Annotated in this window: 14 protein-coding genes; 4 read left to right on the top strand and 10 right to left on the bottom strand. The window is 72.1% G+C overall.

Going from position 1 to position 23,944, the window contains the following annotated elements:
* The first annotated feature begins 28 nt into the window (after nt 1-28).
* Nucleotides 29-271: a mycoredoxin gene (locus tag ACIQNU_RS13215; protein WP_401365247.1), complete on the top strand. Its 243-nt coding sequence runs from the start codon at nt 29-31 to the stop codon at nt 269-271.
* A 54-nt stretch (nt 272-325) separates the two neighbouring features.
* On the opposite strand, the gene nudC is transcribed toward ACIQNU_RS13215, so the two are convergent.
* From nudC to ACIQNU_RS13190, 5 genes are all read right to left on the bottom strand, one after another.
* A complete protein-coding gene (gene nudC / locus ACIQNU_RS13210; protein WP_401365244.1) occupies nt 326-1,273 on the bottom strand; it encodes an NAD(+) diphosphatase in 948 nt (315 codons plus the stop codon).
* A 118-nt stretch (nt 1,274-1,391) separates the two neighbouring features.
* Nucleotides 1,392-2,867 (bottom strand): dipeptidase, encoded by a 1,476-nt coding sequence (locus ACIQNU_RS13205; RefSeq protein WP_401365241.1) that lies wholly within the window; start codon nt 2,865-2,867, stop codon nt 1,392-1,394.
* 10 nt (nt 2,868-2,877) lie between these two features.
* The gene (locus tag ACIQNU_RS13200) at nt 2,878-6,555 is read right to left on the bottom strand and encodes a UvrD-helicase domain-containing protein (protein WP_401365239.1); all 3,678 of its coding nucleotides are present in this window, start codon (nt 6,553-6,555) and stop codon (nt 2,878-2,880) included.
* A 102-nt stretch (nt 6,556-6,657) separates the two neighbouring features.
* Nucleotides 6,658-10,119, bottom strand: a complete 3,462-nt coding sequence (locus tag ACIQNU_RS13195; protein WP_401365236.1) for an ATP-dependent helicase — start codon at nt 10,117-10,119, stop codon at nt 6,658-6,660.
* Between the two features lie 332 nt (nt 10,120-10,451).
* Nucleotides 10,452-10,808, bottom strand: a complete 357-nt coding sequence (locus ACIQNU_RS13190) for an MGMT family protein (RefSeq protein ID WP_401365234.1) — start codon at nt 10,806-10,808, stop codon at nt 10,452-10,454.
* A 419-nt stretch (nt 10,809-11,227) separates the two neighbouring features.
* On the opposite strand from ACIQNU_RS13190, the gene ACIQNU_RS13185 reads away from it, so the two are divergent.
* From ACIQNU_RS13185 to ACIQNU_RS13175, 3 genes are all read left to right on the top strand, one after another.
* Complete coding sequence (locus ACIQNU_RS13185) at nt 11,228-13,978, top strand: lysylphosphatidylglycerol synthase domain-containing protein (RefSeq protein ID WP_401365632.1); 2,751 nt, start codon at nt 11,228-11,230, stop codon at nt 13,976-13,978.
* Nucleotides 13,979-14,215: 237 nt separating this feature from the next.
* Complete coding sequence (locus ACIQNU_RS13180; protein WP_401365231.1) at nt 14,216-15,766, top strand: alpha/beta hydrolase; 1,551 nt, start codon at nt 14,216-14,218, stop codon at nt 15,764-15,766.
* A gap of 175 nt (nt 15,767-15,941) precedes the next feature.
* Complete coding sequence (locus ACIQNU_RS13175; protein WP_401365228.1) at nt 15,942-17,540, top strand: alpha/beta hydrolase; 1,599 nt, start codon at nt 15,942-15,944, stop codon at nt 17,538-17,540.
* A 90-nt stretch (nt 17,541-17,630) separates the two neighbouring features.
* Here the strand turns inward: ACIQNU_RS13175 and moeZ are convergent, their stop codons facing one another.
* The 5 genes from moeZ to ACIQNU_RS13150 all read right to left on the bottom strand — a co-directional run bounded on the left by moeZ (nt 17,631) and on the right by ACIQNU_RS13150 (nt 23,869).
* The gene (moeZ, locus tag ACIQNU_RS13170) at nt 17,631-18,809 is read right to left on the bottom strand and encodes an adenylyltransferase/sulfurtransferase MoeZ (RefSeq protein ID WP_401365225.1); all 1,179 of its coding nucleotides are present in this window, start codon (nt 18,807-18,809) and stop codon (nt 17,631-17,633) included.
* Between the two features lie 62 nt (nt 18,810-18,871).
* A complete protein-coding gene (locus tag ACIQNU_RS13165; protein ID WP_401365222.1) occupies nt 18,872-19,621 on the bottom strand; it encodes a spherulation-specific family 4 protein in 750 nt (249 codons plus the stop codon).
* Nucleotides 19,609-20,568 carry an NAD-dependent epimerase/dehydratase family protein gene (locus ACIQNU_RS13160; protein ID WP_401365219.1) on the bottom strand — a complete coding sequence of 320 codons (960 nt, stop codon included), beginning with the start codon at nt 20,566-20,568 and terminating at the stop codon, nt 19,609-19,611. Before ACIQNU_RS13160 ends, ACIQNU_RS13165 begins: the two co-directional genes overlap by 13 nt.
* Nucleotides 20,569-20,819: 251 nt before the next feature.
* Nucleotides 20,820-22,022 (bottom strand): hypothetical protein, encoded by a 1,203-nt coding sequence (locus ACIQNU_RS13155; protein ID WP_401365216.1) that lies wholly within the window; start codon nt 22,020-22,022, stop codon nt 20,820-20,822.
* Entirely contained in the window at nt 22,019-23,869 is a 1,851-nt protein-coding gene (locus ACIQNU_RS13150) for a DUF3492 domain-containing protein (protein ID WP_401365213.1), read from the bottom strand. The genes ACIQNU_RS13155 and ACIQNU_RS13150 overlap by 4 nt, the downstream gene beginning before the upstream one ends.
* Nucleotides 23,870-23,944: the final 75 nt, after the last annotated feature.

The following is a 23,944-nucleotide window of genomic DNA, read 5'->3' as shown; positions in this document are numbered from 1 at the left end:
TTCCGAGGGACGAAGGAGACCGAGAGACATGCCGGGCACTGTGACGATGTACAGCACGACGTGGTGTGGCTACTGCCGTCGGCTGAAGGGTCAGATGGACCGTGAGGGCATCGGTTACGAAGAGATCAACATCGAGCAGGACCCGGAGTCGGCGGCGTTCGTGGAGAAGGCGAACGGCGGTAATCAGACGGTGCCGACCGTGCTCTTCCCGGACGGTTCGACGCTGACGAATCCTTCGTTGGCGCAGGTCAAGCAGAAGCTCGGCGCCTGACCGCGCTTTCGCGCGCGTGCCTGCTCCGGGCCGGGGCCGTCAGGCCGGGGACCGTCAGAGAGCGGTTCCCGGCTTGGGCAGGGGCTTGCCGTACCAGAGTTCGATGAGGCGGGCCGCGATGGAGATGCCGTAGGGGGGCAGGACCTCCCCTGTGTCGAAGGCGGCTCGCAGGTCTTCTCGGGAGAACCAGCGTGCTTCGGAGATCTCTTCGCCGTCGACGGTGATCTCGGACGAGGTGGCGCGTGCCATGAAGCCGAGCATGAGGCTCGACGGGAACGGCCAGGGCTGGCTGGCGACGTACTCGACTTCGCCGATCGTGACTCCAGCCTCTTCGCGGACCTCTCGGCGTACCGACTGTTCGATGGATTCGCCGGGCTCGACGAAGCCGGCGAGGGTGGAGAAGCGGCCTTCGGGCCAGTGCACCTGGCGGCCGAGGAGGGCGCGGTCCTCGTCGTCCGTGACGAGCATGATCACGGCGGGGTCGGTGCGTGGGTAGTGTTCGGCGCCGCAGGCCGGGCAGCGGCGGATGTGTCCTGCGGCGGCGATGACGGTGCGCTCGCCGCAGCGGGAGCAGAAGCGGTGCAGCCGCTGCCAGTTCTCCAGGGCGACGGCGTGGACCATGAGGCCGGCGTCGCGCGGGGACAGGAGCAGCCCTGCTTCCCGGAGGCCTGCCGCGCGCGCGGACTGGTCGATGCGGCCGGGCAGGGAGTCCTTCTGGAGCGCGAAATAGCTGACGCCGTCGTCGTCGGTGCCGAGGAAGTAGCGGTGAGCTTCGGTGAGGGGCGCTTCGAAGGACGGTGTGGTGACGAGTTCCGTCGTGCCGTCGGGGGTCTCGTCGATCAGTACCTGGCCGCCGGAGACGACGAAGACCCGGGTGGTCGGGTGGCTCCACGCGGCGGCCAGCCATGCCTCGTCGAGGCGGTGGTGGGCGGCGCGGTCGATGCCGCTCGGTGCGGCCAGTGAGAGTGGTCGGTCGGCGTAGTGGTCGGTCCAGGTGGTCACGGGTGCTTCCAACTCCCCCGGTGGAACGGATATTTCGTCGGGCGGTTCAGGAGGACGTTCGGCAGGACTCGTCGGCGCCGGGTGGGTGGTGTGCGGGTGGGGGCGGTTGGTGCGGGGATCATGGCGGGGGCTGCCCGCTGTCGTTGACGTTCCTGGTTCCGGTGGCGTGCTCCCCGCGCGCGGTGCGTCCGTCGCTCCAGGTCTCCGCGAGGTCGCTCCAGAGGTAGGCCGTGGTTTCGACGCCTTTGAGGAGCAGGTCGAGTTCGACCTTCTCGTCGGGTGCGTGCCAGCCGTCGGACGGCACCGAGATGCCGAGGAACAGTACGGGTGCCGCGAGGACGTCCTGGAGGTCGGCGGCGGGTCCCGAGCCGCCTTCGCGCGTGTAGCGGATGTCCTGGCCGAAGGCGCGGCCCATCGCGCGGGTGACGGACTGGAGGGCGGGGTGGTCCAGGGGTGTCAGGCAGGGGCGGGTCGCGGCGCCGAAGGTGATCTCGTGGCGGATGCCCGCCGGGAGCTGATCGGCCACCCACGCGCGTACCGCGTCCTCGATCCGGTCGGGGTCCTGTCCCGCGACGAGTCGGAACGACAACTTCAGCATGGCCGACGAGGGGATGATCGTCTTGCCGCCGGGGCCCTGGTAGCCGCCGCCGATGCCGTTGACCTCGGCGGTCGGGCGGGCCCAGACGCGCTCCAGGGTGGTGTGGCCGGTCTCGCCGTACGCCGCGTGGGATTTCGCCGTGCGCAGCCACTCGGCCTCGTCGAAGGGCAGTTCGGCGAAGAGTTCCCGTTCGCGGTCGGTCAGCTCGACGATGCCGTCGTAGAAGCCGGGGACGGCCACGCGCGCGTGGTCGTCGTGGAGCGCAGCGACGAGCCGGGCGGCGGCGGTCGCCGGGTTGGGTACGGCGCCGCCGAAGGAGCCGGAGTGGATGTCCTGGTCGGGTCCGTACAGCTCGATCTCGCAGTCGGCTACGCCGCGCATGCCGGTGCACACGGTGGGGGTCTGTGCCGACCACATGCCGGTGTCGGAGACGATCACGGCGTCGGTGGCCAGTCGGTCCGCGCGGGCCTCGACGAGGGCGCGGAAGTGCGGTGAGCCGGACTCCTCCTCGCCTTCGATGAGCAGTTTGAGGTGGACCGCGGGGGTGCTGCGTCCGGTGGCGGCGAGGTGGGCGCGGAGGCCGAGGGTGTGGAAGAACACTTGCCCTTTGTCGTCGGCGGCCCCGCGCGCGTAGAGCTTGTTGTCGCGGATGACCGGTTCGAAGGGGTCGCTGTGCCAGCCGTCCTCGTGTGCGGCGGGCTGCACGTCGTGGTGTCCGTAGACCAGGACGGTCGGGGCGTGCGGGTCGTCGGACGGCCATGTGGCGAAGACGGCGGGGGCGCCCGGGGTGTCCCAGACCTCGACGGTCGGGAAGCCGGTGTCCTTGAGTGATGCGGCGAGCCAGTCGGCGCTGCGCCGCACGTCCGCCGCGTGCTCCGGCTGTGCCGACACGGACGGGATGCGCAGCCAGTCGCCGAGGTCGGCGAGGAAGGCGGCGCGGTGGTTCTCGATGTACGTGCGGACGGCGCTGACGGCACTGTCAACGGGCTTGCTCATGGTCACGAGCCTATCGGCCCACGGGGGTGTACTCGTCCGGCGGTTCTTCGGGGGATGTGTCGCGCGCATCACTCCGGTGACCGTCCGCAGTCGCGTCGCCGAGCAGGATCCGCTCCAGTTCGGCGCGGTCGGGGAGCGCCTTGGGGCGCACGGTTTCGCCGCTGCGTACGTACAGGAACGCCGTCCTGACCGACTCCGGCGGGATGCCGTGCTGCTCGGCCCAGGCCAGTCGGTAGACGGCGAGCTGGAGCACGTCTGCCGCGCGCGTGTGGCTGGTTTTCCAGTCGAGGATCTCGTATGTGGTGTCGTCGCCGTCGCCGTCTTTGTAGACGGCGTCGATGCGGCCTCGTACGACGCGGCCGGCGAGGGTGAGCTGGAAGGGGACCTCTACGCGGTGGGGGGTGCGGTGGGCGTACGGGGTGCGTTCGAAGGCGTCCTTGAGTGTCTCCAGGTCGTGTGCGTCGGCGATCTCGGCCTCGCTGCCGGGGAGGTCGTCGGGTTCGAGCATCGGCAGCCGGAGTTCTTCGAAGCGGGATTCCACCCAGGCGTGGAAGCGGGTGCCCTGGCGCGCGGCGGGCTGCGGGGGGCGGGGCATGGGGCGGGCGAGTTCCCGGGCGAAGTCGTCGGGGTCGGCGGCGAGGTGCATCACCTGCGATGCGGTGAGTGACGGCGGCAGCGGGACGTCGGTGACGCCTTCGCGGGCGCGCAGCAGTTCGCCGGTGAGGGCGTCGAGGTCGCGGTCCCAGGAGGCGAGGGTGCGGGCCTCTTCGGGTGTGAGGGAGGGGGTGCCCGCGCGCGGGGGGTGCGGGGCGGTGGGCTGCGTGGGCACGCGCGCGGGGTGGTGGTCGGCCCTGTCGCGCGCGGTTGCGTCGCCGGGCCTCCCGGACGTGGGTGCGTCGTCGGGCGCCCCGCGCGCATGTTCATCGCGGGAGGCGTGCGGGGGCTGTCCCGAGATGTGCGGGGGGTGCGCGGGGGCGTGCGGGGGGTGCGCGGAGGCGTGGGCGGGGTGCGGGCGCGCCGGGCGTTCGTACGTCCACGAGTCCCAGTCCGTGTCCTCGTCGGACCCCGCTTCTGGGAAGCCGTCGTACGCGGCGATGTCGTCCTGTGGCGGCGGATCGTCGTCGGGCGTGAACACGGGGTCCTCGGGCGGGAACACCGTGTCCTCGGGCGGGAGCGCGTCGTCGTCCGTCAGCCGCGCCAGATGGGTCAGGACCGTCTGCGCCGCCGCTCGGCGCCGTGCGAGTGCCTGGTCGTCCAGTGGGAGGGGCCAGGCGTGGTCGGTGGCCTGGCTCAGGGCCGGGTTCTGCTCTTCCTCGTCCGGTTCGTCGGCCCATGCCTGGATCTCGCCGTGTCCGGCGGCGCAGTGCGCGTACAGCGCGTGCAGGAAGTCCGAGGGGCCGCGGCGCTTCTTCTGCGAGGGGCCCCACCAGTGGCCGGAGCCCAGGAGCAGGGACCGGGGGCGGGTGAAGGTGACGTAGCCGAGGCGGAGCTCCTCCGTGTGCTGGTGGTGCTTCATGTCCTCGTGGAACGCCTTCAGGCCGCGCGGGTCCCAGTCGGTCACGTCGGGCAGGGTCGCCGTGTCGCCGCGCAGGGCGTGCGGGAGGACTTTGCCCTGTGCGGTCCACTTCTCGCGGCCCTGGGTGCTGGGGAAGGTGCCGGTGACCAGGCCGGGGACGGCGACGACGTCCCATTCGAGGCCCTTGGACTTGTGGGCGGTGAGGACTTTGACGGTGTTCTCCCCGCCGGGCAGGGCGTTGTCGAGGCCCTTTTCGTACTGGGCGGCCGTGCGCAGGAAGCCGAGGAACGCGAGCAGGCTGGTTTCGTTCTCGGTGGCGGCGAAGGAGGCCGCCGTGTCGAGGAAGTTCGACAGGGTTTCGCGGCGGCGGGCGGCCAGCGCGTGCGGGGACGCGGAGAGTTCGACTTCCAGACCGGTGACGGCGAGGACGCGGTGCAGGACGTCCATCAGCGGGTCGGACAGGGAGCGGCGCAGGTCACGCAGTTCGGCGGCTAGGCGCGCGAAGCGGACTCTGGCGTCGGCCGAGAACGGCAGTCCGTCGTCCTCGGCCTGTGCGTCAAAGGGTTGTTCGAGGAAGGTGTCGAGGGCGTCGGCGAGGGAGATGACCTCGGCCGGGTCGACGCCTTCGACGGCTGCGGCGAGGCGCCGGTCGGCGTCGTCGTCATCGCCTACGCGCGCGTGCCGTACGAGGAGCCGGGCGCGGCGGCCGAGGAGGGCGAGGTCGCGGGGGCCGATGCGCCAGCGGGGGCCGGTGAGGAGTCGCACCAGGTGCGCGTTGGCGCCGGGGTCCTGGAGGACTTCGCAGACGGCGACGAGGTCGGCGACCTCGGGCAGGTGCAGCAGACCGGAGAGGCCGACGACCTCGACGGGGACGTCGCGCGCGACGAGGGCGCCCTGGATCTGGGCGAAGTCGGTGGCCGTGCGGCACAGGACGGCGATCTCACCGGGTGGGGTGCCGGTGCGCACGAGGTGGGCGATGGATCCGGCGATCCAGTCGATCTCCTCGGCGTGGGTGCGCAGCAGGGCGCAGCGCACGGTGCCGTCGCGCTCGGCGCCGGGGGCGGGCCGCAGGGCCTCCACGCCCGCGTGGCGGGCGCGCAGAGGCTCGGCGAGGGTGTTGGCGAGGTCGAGGAGGCGTCCGCCGCTGCGGCGGTTCTCGCTGAGGGAGTGGCGGGCGGCGGGGTGGCCGTCGGCGTGGGCGAAGTGGTCGGGGAAGTCGTCGAGGTTGGCGACGGAGGCTCCGCGCCAGCCGTAGATGGCCTGGCAGGGGTCGCCGACGGCGGTCACGGGGTGCCCGGTGCCGCCGCCGAAGAGGCCCGCCAGGAGGACGCGTTGGGCGACGGAGGTGTCCTGGTACTCGTCGAGGAGGACGACGCGGAATTCGTCGCGCAGGATGCCGCCGACCTCGCGGCGGGTGCGGGCCAGCGTCGCGGACAGGGCGATCTGGTCGCCGAAGTCGATGAGGTCCCTCGCGCGCTTGGCGGCGCGGTAGCGGCCGACCAGTTCGGTCAGCTCGCCGCGCGCGGCGGCGGCGTCCGGGACCTTGCGGAGGTCCGCGTTGGAGAGTTTCACGCCGTCGAGGATGTGCAGCAGTTCACGGTCGTACGCGCGCAGCTCGTCGGGGTCCACGAGGTGTTCGGCGAGTTCGGCGTCGAGGGTGAGGAGGTCGCCGACGAGGTCCGGGAAGGAGCGGGTCAGCGCCGGGTAGGGCCCGGGGGCCTCGCGCAGCACGCGTGCGGCCAGTTGGAAGCGGGTGGCGTCGGCGAGGAGGCGGGCGGTCGGCTCCAGGCCGATGCGCAGCCCGTGGTCGGTCAGGAGGCGTCCGGCGAACGCGTGGTAGGTGGAGATGACCGGTTCGCCCGGCGGATGGTCCGGGTCGAAGGCGTCCGGGTCGGTGACGCCTGCCCTGACCAGTGCCTTGCGGACCCGTTCGGCGAGTTCGCCGGCGGCCTTGTTGGTGAACGTGAGTCCGAGCACCTGTTCGGGGGCGACCTGTCCGGTGCCGACCAGCCACACCACGCGGGCCGCCATCACCGTCGTCTTGCCCGACCCGGCTCCGGCCACGATGACCTGCGGGGCGGGCGGTGCCGTGATGCAGGCCGTCTGCTCCGGGGTGAAGGGGATGCCGAGGAGCTGCTTGAGCTGCTCGGGGTCGGTGATACGGGCGTCCACATCGGAGAGGCTAACGGTGGCCACTGACAGTGAGGGCCGGGGCGGCGCGGAACCCCCGTACGGGACGGTGCGGTACCCCGTTGCGGGGCGGTGCGGCAGCGGTCATTCCACGACGTGGCCTCCCTCGGGCCGCGCACTGCACGACGACCGGAACGCGCAGTGCGTGCACTGCGGGCCCGTAGTCGGTGAGAACCGCTCGTCGAGCACCTTGCCCGCCGCGGTCGCGAGCAGGTCGCCGACCCATTCACCGGTCAGCGGTTCCTGGGCCTGCACCTTGGGGAAGGCGTCGCCGCCGTCGCGCCGGGCGGCGCCGCGGCGCAGCTGGACGAGTTCGGCGCCGCCCGGCTCGGGCCGTTCCCCGTCGAAGGCGTCGTCCACGGCGCCCTCGCGGACGGCGAGCTGGTAGACGGCGAGTTGCGGATGGTGGGCGACCTCGTCGCCGCTGGGGGCCTGTTTGCCGGTCTTGAAGTCGACGACATAGGCGCGGCCTTCGGCGTCCCGTTCGACGCGGTCCATGGAGCCGCGGATGCGTACCTCGACGGAGCCCGCTTCGAGGGTCACGTCGAAGTCGTGCTCGCTGGCGACGGGCGTGCGTCCGGCACGGTCCATGACATGCCACTGGAGGAAGCGTTCGAGCGCCACGCGCGCGTGCTGTTTCTCCTGTGCCGACTTCCAGGGCGCGTCGAAGGCGAGCGCGTCCCACACGGAGTCGAGGCGTTCCATGAGGACGTCGAGATCGGCGGGGGTGCGTCCGGAGGCGACCTCGTCGGCGAGGACATGGACGACGTTGCCGAAGCCCTGGGCGGCGGTGGCGGGCGCGTCGGCCTTCACCTCGCGTCCCAGGAACCATTGCAGGGCGCAGGTGTTGGCGAGCTGGTCCAGTGCGCTGCCGGAGAGCACCACGGGCTGGTCGCGGTCGCGCAGGGGCACCTTGCTGTCCGTGGGCTCGTCCATGCCCCACCAGCGGTACGGGTGCGCCGACGGCACCAGGGGCCGTCCGTCGCCGTCGGCGAGGGCGGCGAGCCGTGCCAGGCGGTGTGCGGCGGCCTCCCTGAGGGCGTCGGACGCCCGGGGGTCGACGGTGGTGGCGCGGAGTTCCGCGACGAGCGCGGACACCGACAGGGGACGGCGCGGTCTGACCGTTATGTCCCGTGGTTCGACGCCGAGTTCGGTGAGGAAACGGGACGGCTGGTCGCCGTCGTCGGCCGGAGCCTTCACCGCGGTGACGACCAGACGCTCCCTCGCGCGCGTGGCGGCCACGTAGAACAGGCGGCGTTCCTCGGTGAGGAGAGCGCCAGGGGTGAGGGGGTCGGCCAGGCCGTCACGTCCGATGCGGTCGGCCTCCAGGAGGGACCCGCGGCGGCGCAGATCGGGCCACAGTCCCTCCTGGACGCCCGCGACGACGACGAGTTGCCACTCCAGCCCCTTGGACCGGTGGGCGGTCATCAGACGTACCGCGTCGGGACGTATCGCCCTGCGGGTGAGGGTGTCGGCGGCGATGTCCTCGGCGTCGATCTCGGCCAGGAAGTTGAGGGCGCCGCGGCCGCCCGTGCGTTCCTCCGCGCGTGACGCGGTCGCGAACAGCGCGCACACGGCGTCGAGATCCCGGTCGGCGTTGCGTCCTGCCGCGCCGCCTCTGCGGGCCGCACGCTCCAGGCGCTGGGGCCAGGGGGTTCCGTCCCACAGGTCCCACAGGGCCTCTTCCGCGGTGCCGCCGCCGGCGAGTCGTTCACGTGCCTTGCGCAGGAGCGCGCCGAGGCGCTGTGCCCCGCGCGCGTAGGACGGGTCGTGCGCGACGAGGCGTTCCGGTTCGGCGAGCGCCCTCGCGAGGAGTTCGTCGGACGGCGGTGGTACGGCGTTGCCCGCGGCGCGTTCCTCCTCGCGCAGGGCGCGTCCGAGGCGGCGCAGGTCGGCGGCGTCCATGCCCGCGAGCGGTGAGGCGAGCAGGGTGAGCGCGGTCTCGGTGTCGAGTTGCCAGGTCTCCGTGTCGGCCTGGTCCTGGGACGGGGGTTCGCCGTGGGCTTCCTCGGCGGCGTCCTGGGTCTCGTCTTCGGCCTCCCGGGACTCGTCCTGGGTTTCGTCCTGGGCCTCTTCCTGAGCCTCGTCCTGGGCCTCGTCCCGGGCTTCGGCGCCCGGGGCTTCCTCGACCGGAACGTGAGCCTGCGCGCGGGAAGCCGCTTCCGCGACTGCCCTGAGGGCGGTCAGGAGCGGCATCACGGCCGGTTCGTGGCGCAGTGGCAGATCGTCGCCGTCGATGTCGAGCGGCACGCCCGCGGCGGTCAGGGCGCGACGTAGCGAGGGGATGGTGCGGGAGCCCGCGCGCACGAGGACGGCCATGTCGCGCCAAGGGACGCCGTCCTCCAGGTGGGCGCGGCGCAGGATGTCGGCGATGTTGTCGAGTTCGGTGCCGGGCGTCGGATACGTGTACACCTCGACGCGTCCCCCGTCCCGTACCGGGGCGAGTTCGCGGTGGGCGCGGGCCCGGTCGGCGGGCAGGCGGGTGAGCGGCATGCGCTGGGTGACGAGCCGGGTGGCGGCGAGCAGGGTGGCGCCCGAGCGGCGGGACGTACGGAGCACCTCCACGCGCGCGGGGGTGCCGTCCGCGCGCGGGAAGGCGTCGGGGAAGTCGAGGATGCCGTTCACGTCGGCGCCCCGGAACGCGTAGATCGACTGATCGGGGTCGCCGAACGCGACCAGGGTGCGTCCGCAGCCCGCGACCGCGTCGAGGAGGCGTACCTGCGCGGCGTCCGTGTCCTGGTACTCGTCGACGAACACGGCGTCGTACCGGGCGGCCAGGGCGCCGGCGACCTCGGGTCTGCGGGCGAGGAGGACGGCGCGGTGCACCAGTTCCGCGTAGTCGAGGACGCCTTGCAGGTCGAGGACGTCGAGATAGTCCGCGAGGAAGGCGGCTGCCGCGCCCCAGTCGGGCCGGCCGGTGCGGGCGGCGAAGGCCCGCAGCGACTCGGGCGCCAGGCCCAGTTCCCGGCTGCGGGCCAGGACGGCGCGCACCTCGTCCGCGAAGCCCCGGGTCGTCAGGCACGCGCGCAGTTCGTCGGGCCAGCGCACATGCCGCAGGCCGTCCCGTTCGAGGTCGATCTGTCCGGCGAGGAGTTCCCGTACGGCGACGTCCTGTTCGGGGCCCGACAGCAGCCGCAGGGGTTCCACGAAGAGGTCGGCGTCCTGGTGGGCGCGTACCAGGGCGTAGCAGTACGAGTGGAAGGTGGTGGCCTGTGGGGCGCGGGCGGCGCCGATGCGCTGGGCCATGCGGTCGCGTAGCTCCACGGCGGCCTTGCGGCTGAACGTGAGCACCAGCATGCGTTCGGGGTCGTCGCCGCGCTCCACGCGCGCGGCGACGGCTTCGACGAGGGTCGTGGTCTTGCCCGTGCCGGGACCCGCCAGGACCAGGAGCGGACCGTCCCTGTGGTCAACCACCGCGCGCTGGGCTGCGTCCAGACGAGGGGGATCCACCGGGGCCGGCGGTGTACGCACCAGCCGGTACGCGCCGGGGGTCCCCTGTCGTACCCGGGGGTGCGACAGGCGCCTGGTGGAAGAAGAGAGGCTCACGTGGTTCGCCGGTCCTGGTGGGTGTGCTGGTTGACGGGCAGCCGTGTGCAAGGGGCGGTGGCTGCGGGGTGACGGGGACGGGTGCGGTCGACGCTACGCCTGCGGACGTCGCGGAAGTACGGCTTCCAGCGGTTCCCGCCCGCCTCGGGCGACTCGCCCGCCCCTCACCTCACGAACGTCTGCACCGGCCCCGAAGTGCCCCCGCCCGCCCGTTCGGGCCATCCGTACCTCGTACGGCGACGGGAGGGCGGAAGCCGGCGGGTGCGCGTCCGACCGCTTCGCTGCTCGGATCGTTCTCACCGCGCGGCCCGTTCTCACTGGTCAGCCCGTTCTCACTGTTCAGCTCGTTCCTCCCCGTCCCAGCGCGCCCGTTTCATATCGAGGCGCGGCATATGCCCCTGAGACGAGCGGGTCGCGTCGCGCAGAGGTGTGCCCTCCGCGCGGTAGTGGTCCAGTGCGCGCAGCTCGTGGCCGGGCAGCAGCGCACCGTCGTAGCGCACCACGCGCCACCAGGGCACCGCGCCGCCGTAGAGGGCCATGACGCGGCCGACCTGGCGCGGTCCGCCTTCCTCCAGCCATTCGGCGATGTCGCCGTAGGTCATCACGCGGCCCGGCGGGATCAGCTCGGCGACCTCCAGGACCCGCTCCGCGTACTCCGGCAGTTCGTCCGCCGGGCTCTCCTCGCTCATCCGCCCTATCCTGCCCCACGCCACCGACAGCGCCCCGGGGCCCTGATCGGGCCGGGGGCCGGGCGGGGTGATTGCCGCGCGGACGCGTGTGCGGAATACGGGCGGGCGGCGCGTGGGGAGTGCCTGGACGTGGCGGGTGAGGGACACTGTGCGCCCCCGCATCGCACCCTGATGCCTTCCTGTGTCGGTGGGGCATGCCACCATCGTGCGGGCGGTGACTGGTGATACGTGAACATGAAGACGCGACGGAGCAGCAGGGAGTGCGCGCCGAAGAGGCGGGCACATCCGGCTCTGTGTCGCGCCCTGACACCGGAGATCACGCCCTGAAGGCGCACGAAGAGCATGAGGACACCGGTACGGCGGGTACCGCCGTACCGGACCCACTCGCGTCGCGCGCGGCCGTGGGGGGCGCGGCGGGAATGGGCGCCGAGGCGGTGGCGACACCGGCCGTCCCGGATCACGTGGTGCACGACCCGGAGGGGCCCGGCGATCCCGACGATCCCGGTTCACCGGGCGGCGGCCGGCCCACGGGCGGCGCCGACGATCCCGACGGGGAACCACATGCCGACGAGGTCGAGGGCGACGAACCGCTCCTCCCCGCGCGCGTGCACCGCCCGTCCGATCTGATGCGGCTCCTGGTCGGTGCCCTGGCGATCGCCGTACTCCTCGCCATCGCCGCCTTCGCGCACGGCACGACCACGGGCCTCGAACAGGACATCAGCAAAGGCACCGGTCAGGCACCGGACCTGCTGATCAAGTTCGCGGGTCTGGCGTCCAGCATCGCGGTGCTCCTGGTGCCGGTCGCCTTTGCCATCGAGCGGCTCATCAAACGTGACGGGCTGCGGATCGCCGACGGCGTCCTGGCGGCCGTCCTCGCGCACGGGGTGACCCTCGCCACGGATCTGTGGGTCGCCAAGAGCGCGCCCGATTCCATCCAGGACGCGCTCACACAGCCGTCCCCCGGCGACATCCACGCTCTCACCGACCCGGTGCACGGCTATCTCGCGCCCGTGATCGCGTACATGACGGCCGTGGGCATGTCCCGCAGACCCCGCTGGCGTGTGGTGCTGTGGGTGGTGCTGCTGCTCGACGCGTTCGCGATGCTGGTCACCGGCTACACGACGCCGTTCTCGATCATCCTGACCGTGCTGATCGGCTGGACGGTCGCGTACGGGACGCTCTACGCGGTCGGCTCGCCGAATGTGCGCCCCACCGGACAGACACTCCTCGCGGGGCTGCGGCACGTGGGCTTCCATCCCGTGAGCGCCGCGCGCGAGGAGGCCCTTTCCGACAGCACGGACAACGGCGACCGGGGCCGGCGCTACTTCGTCACACTGGAGGACGGGCCACCCCTGGACATCACGGTCGTCGACCGTGAACAACAGGCGCAGGGGTTCTTCTACCGCGTATGGCGCCGCCTGACGCTGCGCGGCATCACCCAGCGCCGCAGTCTGCAGTCGCTGCGCCAGGCCCTGGAGCAGGAGGCGCTGCTCGCGTACGCGGCCATCGCGGCGGGGGCGAACGCGCCCAAGCTGATCGCGACCTCCGAACTGGGCCCCGACGCGGTCATGCTCGTCTACGAGCACACCGGCGGACGCTCCCTCGACTCGCTGCCCGACGAGGAGATCACCGACGGGCTGATGCACGACACATGGCGGCAGGTGCAGGCGCTCCAGTCGCGTCGGATCGCGCACCGCAGGCTCGCCGGCGACGCGATCCTGGTGGATCGTTCCGGCACGGTGATCCTCACCGATCTGCGGGGCGGTGAGATCGCGGCGGGCGACCTGGTGCTGCGTATGGACATCGCCCAGTTGCTGACGACGCTCGGACTGCGGGTCGGCGCCGAGCGGTCGGTCGCGTCCGCGGTAGCCGTTCTCGGTCCGGACGCCGTCGCCGACTGTTTGCCGCTGCTCCAGCCGATCGCTCTGACGCGCACCACGCGCGGGACGCTGCGCAGGCTGGCGCGTGAGCGGTCGGAGCGTGAGCGCGACGCCGTGCTCGAAGCGTCCCGTCAGGCCAAGCTGGACCGCCTGGAGGAGTCGGCCGCCGAGGAGCCGCAGACGGCCGGGAAGGTCGAGCGCGCCGCCGGGAAGCAGGCCGAGAAGGCCGAGAGGCAGGCCGAGAAGCGGGCCATGGACGACGCCCTGGAAGGCGCCCGCGAGGAGGACCTGCTCACCCAGATCCGCCATCAGGTGCTGCGGATCCGCCCTCAGGCGCCCGTCGAACCGGCCCGTCTGGAACGCATCAGGCCGCGCACCCTGATCAGCTTCATCGCGGGTGCGATCGGCGGGTACTTCCTGCTGACGCAGCTGACCCACATCGAGTTCGGGACGCTGTTCAAGGAGGCGCAGTGGGGCTGGGTCGCCGCGGCGGTGCTGTTCTCCGCGCTGAGCTACTTCGCCGCCGCGATGAGCCTGCTCGGCTTCGTGCCGGAGCGGGTGCCGTTCCTGCGCGCGGTGGCGGCCCAGGTCGCCGGCTCCTTCGTGAAGATCGTGGCCCCGGCAGCGGTCGGCGGTGTGGCCCTCAACACACGCTTCCTGCAACGCGCGGGCGTACGGCCGGGCCTCGCGGTGGCCAGTGTCGGCGCCTCGCAGTTGTTCGGCCTGGGCAGCCACATCCTGTTGCTGCTGGCGTTCGGCTATCTGACGGGTACCGAGAAGACGCCGTCCCTGTCGCCGTCCCGGACGGTCATCGCGGGCCTGCTGACCGTCGCGGTCCTGGTCCTGGTGATGACGTCGATCCCGTTCCTGCGCAAATTCGTCGTCACGCGCGTGAGGTCACTGTTCGCGGGTGTCGTACCGCGCATGCTCGACGTGTTGCAGCGCCCGCAGAAACTGCTCACCGGCATCGGCGGGATGCTGCTGCTCACCGCCTGTTTCGTGATGTGCCTCGACGCGTCGGTGCGGGCCTTCGGCAACGAGACCACCTCACTGAGCCTCGCCAGCGTCGCCGTCGTGTTCCTCGCGGGCAACGCGCTCGGTTCGGCCGCGCCGACCCCGGGTGGCGTGGGGGCCGTCGAGGCGACGCTGACGGTCGGTCTGATCGCGATCGGGCTGCCGAAGGAGGTCGCGGCCCCCGCCGTACTGCTGTACCGGCTGCTGACGCTGTGGCTGCCGGTGCTGCCCGGCTGGCTGTTCTTCAACCACCTCACGCGCAAGGGCGCCCTCTGACGGCACGGCACCCGGCCGCATGCCCGACCTCGCGCGCGAGGACGTGATCCGAGTACCCACACGCGCGGGAGCACGACCCGGTACGTACGCGCGCGGGGGGCACGACCCTCTACGCACGCGCACGGGAGCACGACCCTGTACGCACGCGCGCGTAGGCACACGTTTCGCGGGTTTCGCGGGTCACCCGCACGGCCTCCGTCCCGAGCGCCCCAAGCGTGGCGACCGCAGGATGGGGGCATGCCGAAGCCGACCCCGCTGCGCGCCGCTGCCCTGGCCGCCACCGCCGTCCTGCTGTCCACCTCAGCCACCGCGTGCGGCAGCAGCAGCGACCCGCAGAGTGAGGATCTCTCGGCACAGAAGCTGAGCTGGAAAGGCTGCCCCGCGCCGTCCGAGGCCGAGGGCGGCGGCACCGCGCCGTCGCCGCTGCCCGGCGGCGCCGAGTGGCAGTGCGCCACGATGAAGGCGCCTCTCGACTGGAACAAACCCAAGGGCGACACGATCGACATCGCGCTGATCCGCGCCGTGACCAGCGGCCCGCAGAACCGGCGTATCGGCTCCCTGATCTTCAACTTCGGCGGCCCCGGCGGCTCGGGAGTGATCACTCTGCCTGCCTTCGCAGGGGACTACACCGCCCTGCGCACCCGCTACGACCTGGTCAGCTTCGACCCGCGCGGAGTGGGCCGCAGCGCGGGCGTGAAGTGCGAGAACGACGAACAGCTCGACCACTTCTTCCAGCAGGACGCGACCCCGGACGACGCCGCCGAGCAACAGACCCTCGTCGACAACACCAAGGCGTTCAACTCGGCGTGCGACAAGAACTCCGGCAAGGTCATCCCGCATGTCGCGACGACCGACGCGGCCCGTGACATGGACCTGATGCGCCAGGTGCTCGGCGACGCGAAGCTGTACTACTTCGGCGTCTCGTACGGCACCGAACTGGGCGGTGTCTACGCGCACCTGTTCCCGCAGAACGTGGGCCGTGCCTTGTTCGACGGAGTGGTCGACCCGACCCAGGACCCGGAGCAGAGTTCCCTGGGCCAGGCCAAGGGGTTCCAGCTCGCCCTCGACAACTACGCCAAGGACTGCACGTCGCAGATCGAGGAGTGCCCCGTCGGCACGTCGGAACAGGACGTCAAGGACCGGATCGCGAAACTTCTCAAGGATCTGGACAAGAAGCCGCTGCCGGGCATCTTCCCCCGGGAGCTGACGCAGACGGCCGCCACCAACGGCATCGCGCAGTCCCTGTACTCGAAGGACTTCTGGGAGTACCTCACCGAAGGCCTGCAACAGGCGTACGACGGCGACGGCAAGATCCTGATGATGCTGTCCGATTCGATGAACGGCCGCAACGAGAGCGGGCACTACAGCAACATCCAGGCGGCGAACGTCTCCATCAACTGCGCCGACCAGAAGCCGCGGTACACCCCGCAGGACGTCGAGGCGAAGCTGCCGGAGTTCCGGGCCGCGTCACCGTTGTTCGGGGACTATCTCGCCTGGGGCATGCTCAGCTGCACGGACTGGGCGGTGCCGGGTGCCGCGGACCACCCGGACGTGAGCGCGCCCGGGGCCCCGCCGATCCTGGTCGTCGGCAACACCGGCGACCCAGCCACACCGTACGAGGGCGCTCGCAAGATGGTGGACGCGCTGGGCGACGGCGTCGGGGTCGAGCTGACGTACGAGGGGCAGGGGCACGGGGCGTACGACAGCAAGAACAAGTGTGTGCAGGACACGGTGAACAGCTATCTGCTGGACGGGAAGGTGCCGTCGGCGGGCACGGTCTGCACCTGACGGCCGGCCCGGCGCCCGCCCCCACGCACACCCGCACCCGGCACCCGGCACCCATCCTCGGAAGCCGGAACAATCGGATGGTTCGGGACATGCCAAGGGTTATCCACAGGCCCGTCCGGCGGTCCGCCCTGCCTGCCTACTATGGCCGGGACAGATCGCAAAGGGGGGAAACGCCATGGCGCGTTATGTACGGTCGGCGGCCCTGTTGGCCGCGGCGCTGCTGATCGCGGGGTGCGGGGGCGGCTCAGGGGACGGGGACGCCAAGCCGTCGGAATCGGGCGACCGCTCGGCACCGCAGCGGCCGGACCTGTCGCCGTCCAAGGAATCGGACGCCTCCGGCGTGGCCGACACGGCGTCACTGCCCGCGGCCCTCACCGAGCAGCGACTCAACTGGGGCAGCTGCGAGGCCACGCGGGACGATCCGGCGCCGGGCGGCTCCTGGCAGTGCGCGACGCTCAAGGTGCCGCTGGACTACGCGAAGCCGGACGGCGAGACCATCGGCATAGCCCTGATCCGCCAGGAGGCCAAGAACGGCGGGAAGAACGGAAACGACTCCCGCATAGGCTCCCTCCTCTTCAACTTCGGCGGCCCCGGCGGCTCGGGAGTCTCCACGCTCCCGGCCCTCGCCTCCGAGTACGACAAGCTCCGCGAGCACTACGACCTGGTCAGCTTCGACCCGCGCGGCGTCGCGTCCAGCGAGGGTGTGCGCTGCCGCAGCGACAAGGAGACACGGGCCGCGGAGTCCGTCGACCTCACCCCCGACACGGCGGCCGAGGAGGCGGCGTACTTCAAGGACGCGGCGGCCTTCGGCGCGGGCTGCGAGCGTCAGGCGAAGAACCTGCTGTCGCATGTGTCGACCAACGAGGCCGCGCGCGACATGGACCTCCTGCGCCATGTCCTGGGCGACGACAAGCTGTACTACCTCGGCATCTCGTACGGCACCGAACTCGGCGGTACCTACGCGCACCTGTTCCCGCAGCGCGTCGGACGACTCGTGCTCGACGCCGTCGTGGACCCCACGGCCGACAGCGTGGACCAGTCCAAGAACCAGGCCCGGGGCTTCCAGCGAGCCCTGGACAACTACTTCAAGTCGACCGGCCGGACACCCGAGGAGGGCACCCGCAAGACGGCGGACCTGCTGAAGCGCATCGACGCCAAACCCCTGCCGACGTCCGGCGACCGCGAACTGAACCAGACACTGGCCCTCACCGGCATCCTGTTCACGCTCTACGACCAGGGCACCTGGCCCCTGCTCACCGACGCGCTGAAGTCCGCCGAAGCAGGCGACGGCACAGAGCTGCTGACCCTGGCGGACGCCTACAACGAGCGCGACGCGTCCGGCCACTACAGCACCCAGAGCCACGCCCAGCGAGCCATATCGTGCCGCGACGCCAAGGGGCGGCCGACACCCGAAGAGGCGAAGCGGGGGCTGGCCGAGTTCCGGAAGATATCGCCCGTGTTCGGGGAGTTCCTCAGCTGGGACACGGCCGGCTGGTGCCACGACTGGCCGGTGCCGGGTCTGCGCGAGACGGCGGAGGTCAGCGCTCCGGGCGCCGCGCCGATCCTGGTCGTCGGCAACACCGGCGACCCGGCCACACCGTACGAGGGCGCCCGCAGGATGGCGGACGAGCTGGGCAAGGGCGTCGGCGTGGAGCTGACCTGGAAGGGAGAGGGGCACGGGGCGTACGGCAGCGGAAGCGCCTGTGTGGACAGCACGGTGAACGCGTATCTGATCGACGGCAAGGTGCCACAGGACGGCAAGGTCTGCTCCTGAACCCAAGCGAAACGGGCCCCCCGCGCCGGGAGGCGCGGGAGACCCGTCTCGAAGCCGCGGCCGGGTGTCGCGCCGGCCTTCGGGGCTCGCTCAGTACACCGGCTTGTCGGGCTCGATCTGGTTGACCCAGCCGATCACGCCGCCGCCGACGTGCACCGCGTCCGCGAAACCCGCGGACTTGAGCACGGCGAGGACCTCCGCACTGCGGACACCCGTCTTGCAGTGCAGGACGATCTTCTTGTCCTGCGGGAGGGTCTCCAGGGCGGTACCCATGAGGAACTCGTTCTTGGGGATCAGCTTGGCGCCCGGGATCGACACGATCTCGTACTCGTTCGGCTCGCGGACATCGATGATCTCGATGTTCTCGCCGTCGTCGATCCACTCCTTGAGCTGCTTGGGAGTGATCGTCGAACCCGCGGCGGCCTCCTGGGCCTCCTCGGAGACGACGCCGCAGAACGCCTCGTAGTCGATGAGTTCGGTGACCGTGGGGTTGTCGCCGCACACCGCGCAGTCGGGGTCCTTGCGGACCTTGACCTGGCGGTACTGCATCTCCAGGGCGTCGTAGATCATCAGGCGGCCGACAAGGGGCTCACCGATGCCGGTGAGGACCTTGATGGCCTCCGTGACCTGGATGGAGCCGATGGACGCGCACAGCACGCCGAGGACGCCGCCCTCGGCGCAGGACGGGACCATGCCGGGGGGCGGGGGCTCCGGGTACAGGCAGCGGTAGCAGGGGCCGTGCTCGCTCCAGAAGACGGACGCCTGGCCGTCGAAACGGTAGATCGAACCCCAGACATACGGCTTGTTGAGGAGGACACATGCGTCATTGACGAGGTAACGCGTCGCGAAGTTGTCGGTGCCGTCGACGATCAGGTCGTACTGGCTGAAGATGTCCATCACGTTCTCGGCTTCGAGCCGCTCTTCGTGGAGGATCACGTTCACGTACGGGTTGATGCCGACCACGCTGTCCCGGGCGGACGCCGCCTTGGAGCGGCCGATGTCCGCCTGGCTGTGGATGATCTGCCGCTGGAGGTTGGACTCGTCGACCTCGTCGAACTCCACGATGCCGAGCGTGCCGACGCCTGCCGCGGCCAGGTACATCAGGGCCGGCGAGCCGAGGCCGCCGGCGCCCACACAGAGCACCTTGGCGTTCTTCAGCCGCTTCTGCCCATCCATCCCGACGTCGGGGATGATCAGATGGCGGGAGTACCTGCGGACCTCGTCTACGGTGAGCTGATCAGCGGGCTCGACCAGGGGTGGCAGCGACACGGGGGCTCCGTCGGTCGGTATGTCGGAAGGTTGTTCTCCCCGTAACACTGCCACGCCCTTCTTCATTCCGAGACACCTGTTCCGATCCGCGAGACGATCTCGTCCCAGTAGCCGGGCAGGGTCTGCCAGGGGTCGACGGTGCCGCCGCGGTCCGTGCGGTCGGTGAAGTAGATCGTCGCCGCGCCCTGCCAGCGGGCGAGGCGCAGGGCCTCGTCGAGATGCCCGAGCGGCACGCCGTGCACGAAGTGGCAGAAGCGCTCGGGCGGGTAGTCGGCGGTCCACTCGGCGACCTGTGACCAGCGGTAGTCGCTCCAGGGCCCGGAGAAGGTGACGAGCTGGTCGGCGGCCTCGGCGTAGCCCGGGTGGGGGTGCGTGCCGTGGTCCAGGACGAGGTGGGGGGTGTCGAGGAGGGAGCGCAGGGTGGTGAGGGTGCGCCGTACCTCGGGCAGCGCGCCGCGTTCGGTGGGGCAGCGGTGGAGGAGGAAGCCGTCGACCTTGTACCAGTCGAGGTAGCGGTGGGCGTCGGAGATCAGCTCACCGAAGGTGCGGGCGCCGTAGGCCACGTCGAGATGGCCGAGGACGCGTACGCGCGCGTTGGTGAGCCGGCCAGCGGCTTCCAGGCAGTGCGGGTCGGGGCGGGTGCCGGGACCACGGGCGACATTGAGGACGACCCAGTGCAAGGGGGTGGTGGGGCGGGTGAGTTCCGCCCATTCGACGGGGGCGACGAGAGGGTGGGCGTAGCCGGGGACACCGAAACCGAGACCTGTCCCGGTCACGGGGGTGCCGGTGAGGGTGTCGCTCAGATACGGCATGCCGCCTCCATCCAGATGTCGGCGAGGGATTCCTCAAGGTTGATCCGGGGCCGCCAGCCGAGCCGGTCGCGTGCGGTGCGGACGTCGGCCTGCTGCCAGCTGCCGCAGCCGTCGGGGTAGGGGTAGGCGGCGGGGATGCCGTGTTCGCCCTCGGAGCGGGGGTGCCCGATGGCGGTGCGCAGCGGGCCGGGCGGTGCGTCGAGTTCGTGCAGGGCGCCGCCGTAGCCGGCCACGCGCGCGAGGACGGCGGCGGCGTCGCGCAGCCGTACGGCGCGGCCCGACCCGATGTTGACGATGCCCTGGGCGGCGGACAGCGAGGCCGCGTGCACGGCGCGCGCGACGTCGCGTACGTCCACGAAGTCGCGCTGGACGCCGAGTCCGCCGAGCTTGAGTTCGCCGTCGCCGGACTGCATGGCGCGGCGCATGGCCTCGGCGAGGCGGCCCAGCGGGGATCCCGCCGGGGTGCCGGGGCCGGCGGGCGAGAAGACGCGCAGGACGACGGCGTCGAGGCCGGAGCCGAGGACGAGTTCGGTGGCGGCCAGCTTGCTGACGCCGTACGGCCCGCCGGGGCGTGGCACGGCGTCCTCGGCGGTGGACGAGCCCGGCTGGCTGGGCCCGTACTCGGCGCCGCAGCCGATCTGGACGAGCCGTGCGCCGCAGCCGCTGCGGCGCAGGGCCTCGCAGACGGTGGCGACGGCGACGGTGTTGTGCCGGGTGAGTTCGCGGGCGCCGCCGCGGGTGGCGCCCGCGCAGTTGATGACGACCCCGGGGTGCACGGCGTCCAGGAAGCGGGTGAGCGCGCCGGGGCTGCCGCTGGCGAGGTCGAAGCGGACGTCGGCGTCGTCGCCGCGGCCCAGTGCGGTGAGCTGAACCGCCGGGTCGGCGAGGAGCCGGTCGGCGACGAAGCGGCCGAGGTACCCGTTGGCTCCGATCAGCAACACTCTCATCGGGCGGCTCCGGGTGCGCGGTCTCCGGAGGGGAGGGTGGTCATCTCGCTTTCTCCTTCGGGGTGTTGCCGTACGTCGGGATGGCCCGCGGTGTCGGCCCCGCGGGAGGGAGTGGGGGGTGGAGTCGGGGTGCGGGGGCGGTGTGGGGCCCCGGTGGCACGGGAGCTACGGGTCGTACGGGCCGTGGGGCGGGTCGTACGGGCCGTGGGCCGGGCCGGGTGGAAGAGGGTCGGCCGGGTCGGCGGGCGGCGTCATGGGGCGCCCCCGGCCGTCGCGTGGGCGGAGGCCCGCGTGAGGGTGCGGGTCGCGTGGATCAGGAGGATCAGGGCCGCCGTGCCGCAGATCACGGCGGGGACGGCTCCGGGGCCCCATCGGTCCACGGCGGTGTCGACGGGCACCGAGAGGAAGCCGCAGCCGGGCAGCCGTCCGGCGAACACCGTGGCGAGACAGAACAGTTCGCCGGCCCCTGCCGCGCCGAGGACGACGGCCGGGGCGTGCGAGAAGCCGCGCACGGTCAGGAGCCGGGCGAGGAGCAGGAGGACGCCCAGGGCCAGGGGCCCGGCGAAGCCCGACGGCTGGTCGAGCACGGTCGCGGACGACCACAGGAGGAGGGACAGGGCGCCCAGGAACAGGGTGAGGACACCGAGCAGGAGGGGGCGTACGGAGGCGGCGAAGTCGTCCAGGCCGTGGCTCGTCGTGAGCCGGCGCGCGGCCCGGTGCGCGAAGAGCCACGCGCACCAGACCCCCGGGGCGACGGCGAGCGTCAGCCCGAGGAGGGGGGCGGTCGCGAGCGGCCAGGAGGCGTCGGGGCCGCCGCCGACCGCCGCCCGGAGCAGGCCGTCACCGGCGGCTGCGTAGAGGAGGAGGCACGCCGTCCATGCGGCCGTGGCGCCCGGTACGCGCGCGTGGGGCACGCGCAATGGCCCGTATCGCAGGACGATGCGCAGTGTGGTGGCGACGGTGAGGGTGCCGAGGACCAGGAGGGCGAGGTGCCAGCGGCCGTCGACGGTACGGAGGCCGGCCAGGACGAGGGCGCAGACGGCTCCTGGTACGAGGGCGAGTGCGGCGCGACCGGCGCGTGCGACCGGCGCGTTCCGCACCGTGCGCCCCCCGAGAGCGCCGGTTCCCAGGGGATCGCCGTCATCGGTCGGCAGAGGCTCGCCGGTCCGTGGAGGCCGACCTGCGGCCTGGCCCGCCGCCGAGGGTCCGACGGTGCCGGAATTGCCGCTACCGCGAGGCACGCGCGCGTAGATCTCCTCGGCGAGCGAGAACACGTCCCGGTGCCGGAAGCGGGTGGCGGTCCGGTCGGTGACGCCGTGCGCTTCGAGGCCGGCGGCGATCTCCAGCGGGTCGACGGCCCGTTCGCACAGGTCGCGGTGGCGGTGCATGAGCGCCTTGACCGGGTCGACGGCGCCTCGGCGGTGGCCTTCCTGGCGCGTCCCGTGGGCGGTCATCGCACGGCCTCCCGCTCCGCAAGCCCCGGAGAGCCCGCGAGCCCCGAAGTCACCGAAAGCGCCAGCACATCTGGCATCCCCGGCACCTCGGATGCGGCCGGGACCGTCAGCGGTCCCTCCGTCGCCCACCGGGGCAGCGGCCCGAACCTGTCGTCCAGGACCGGCGGAGTCCAGCTCCCGGGCACATACGCCTCCGCCGGGAACGCGAAGGGCAGCGGCTCCCCGGTCTCGTCCAGCGCGTACCGGCGCACGGGGCAGTGCGACACGATCTCCAGGTAAATGCCGTGAAATGCCGTGGTGTTCTGCTCGACGGTGAACAGTTCGAGCGCCCGCGCGCGGGCGGCTGCGCCGAGGCGCTCGCGCCGTTCGGGGTCGCGCAGCAGCGCCACGCACGCCTCCGCGAGCGCGCGCGGATTGCGCGGCGGTACGACGAGCCCGGTGCCGCCGATGACCTCGACCACGGCGCCGACATCGGTCGAGACGGTGGCGCGCCCGCAGAACATGGCCTCGACCAGGCTGATCGGGAAGCCCTCGACCACGCTGGACAGGACGACCACGCCGGCCGACGCGTACGCGTCCGGGAGGTCGGGGGTCTCGGGGCCGCCGATCTCGTCGAACGAGACGGGGTTCTCACCGATCGCGTGCGCGCCCTCGGCCTCGTCCGGGAAGAGCTGCGAGGCCAGCCCCTTGCAGTGGGCGAGATAGGCGGCGGCGTCGGGCCCTTCGGCGGGCGCGCCGACGATCCGCAGCCGGGCCTTGGGCTCCTGGCGGCGGACCTCGGCGAAGGCGTGCAGCAGCGAGACGAGGTCCTTGGCGGGCTCGATCCGGCCGACCCAGACGAGCGTGTCGGGGTCCGAGCAGCCGGGGTTCTCACCGACATCGGCGAACCGGGACGCCTCCATGCCGGGGTGGACGGTGCGCAGTTTGGCGCGGTCGGCGCCGCACCGTTCCTGCCAGCGTCGCGCGTGGAGGTTGCCGGGCGTGATGAGGGTGGCCCGCCGGTAGACCTCCGCGGCGAGCCTGCCGTGGAATCCCGCGACGAGGGCGCGCGCGGGCGCACTCGCCGCGATGTCGCCGGAGGCGAGGTAGTGCGCGCGCAGGTGCACGCCGTACTCGGTGACGAGGAACGGGACGCCGTCGAAGTGGTGGGCGAGCAGTCCGGTCAGTGCGGCCGGGCCGCCCGACGTGGCGTGGCACAGGTCGACGGCGCCGAGGCCGTCGGGCCCGTACCAGTCGAGGGAGAGGGGGCGCAGGGCGCGTTCGATGTGGGCGGCGGCGACGAGCAGGTCGGGCACGCGCGCGGGGTGCGCGGCGCGCAGTGCGCCGGGCGCGCGGCAGGCGTGTTCGAGGGCGCGTACGGCGGTTTCGGAGCGCAGGGCTCCGGCGAGTCCGCCGGTGTCGCGGGCGAGTTCGGCGAGTCCGTGGAGGGCGTTGGCGAAACGGTCCGCCTGAAGTGCGGCACGGTGCTCGCCGAGTCCGTCCAGGTCCGTTCCGGCACCCGGGAGGGCGCGTCCAGGGGCGCTCGCGCCCCCCGCCTCCCCCGCGCTCCCCGCTTCACCGGCGCACACCGCGCGCACCAGCTCGCCGTAGTGCTCCGCGAAGCGCCGGCGCGCGCGCCGTCCGATGCCGGGTCCTTCGTCGGGCGGGGACCACAGCGGCGCGGTCCGCACCCGGCTGACCTGGGGCGGCAAGGTGACCCACCCTTCGTCCTCCTGGCGCTCGCTGCGGCTGAGCGCGTAGAGGTCGAATTCGTGCTGCCCGAGCCCGCGCACGAGCCGGTCGCACCAGAGCCTGGCCTCACCGCTCACATACGGATAGCCACCCTCTGTTAGCAGTCCGATGCGCACGAGTACACCCCCGATCTCCCTTTTGGGGAGCCGCCGTTGGACCGGCGGCTCGCAGCGGGACGAACGTATGCGGAC

The sequence above is a fragment of the Streptomyces sp. NPDC091292 genome (genome assembly GCF_044757265.1).
Classification (GTDB): Bacteria; Actinomycetota; Actinomycetes; order Streptomycetales; family Streptomycetaceae; genus Streptomyces.
The sequence above is the reverse complement of the archived record's forward strand: the minus strand, read 5'-3'. Positions and strand labels throughout refer to the sequence as shown.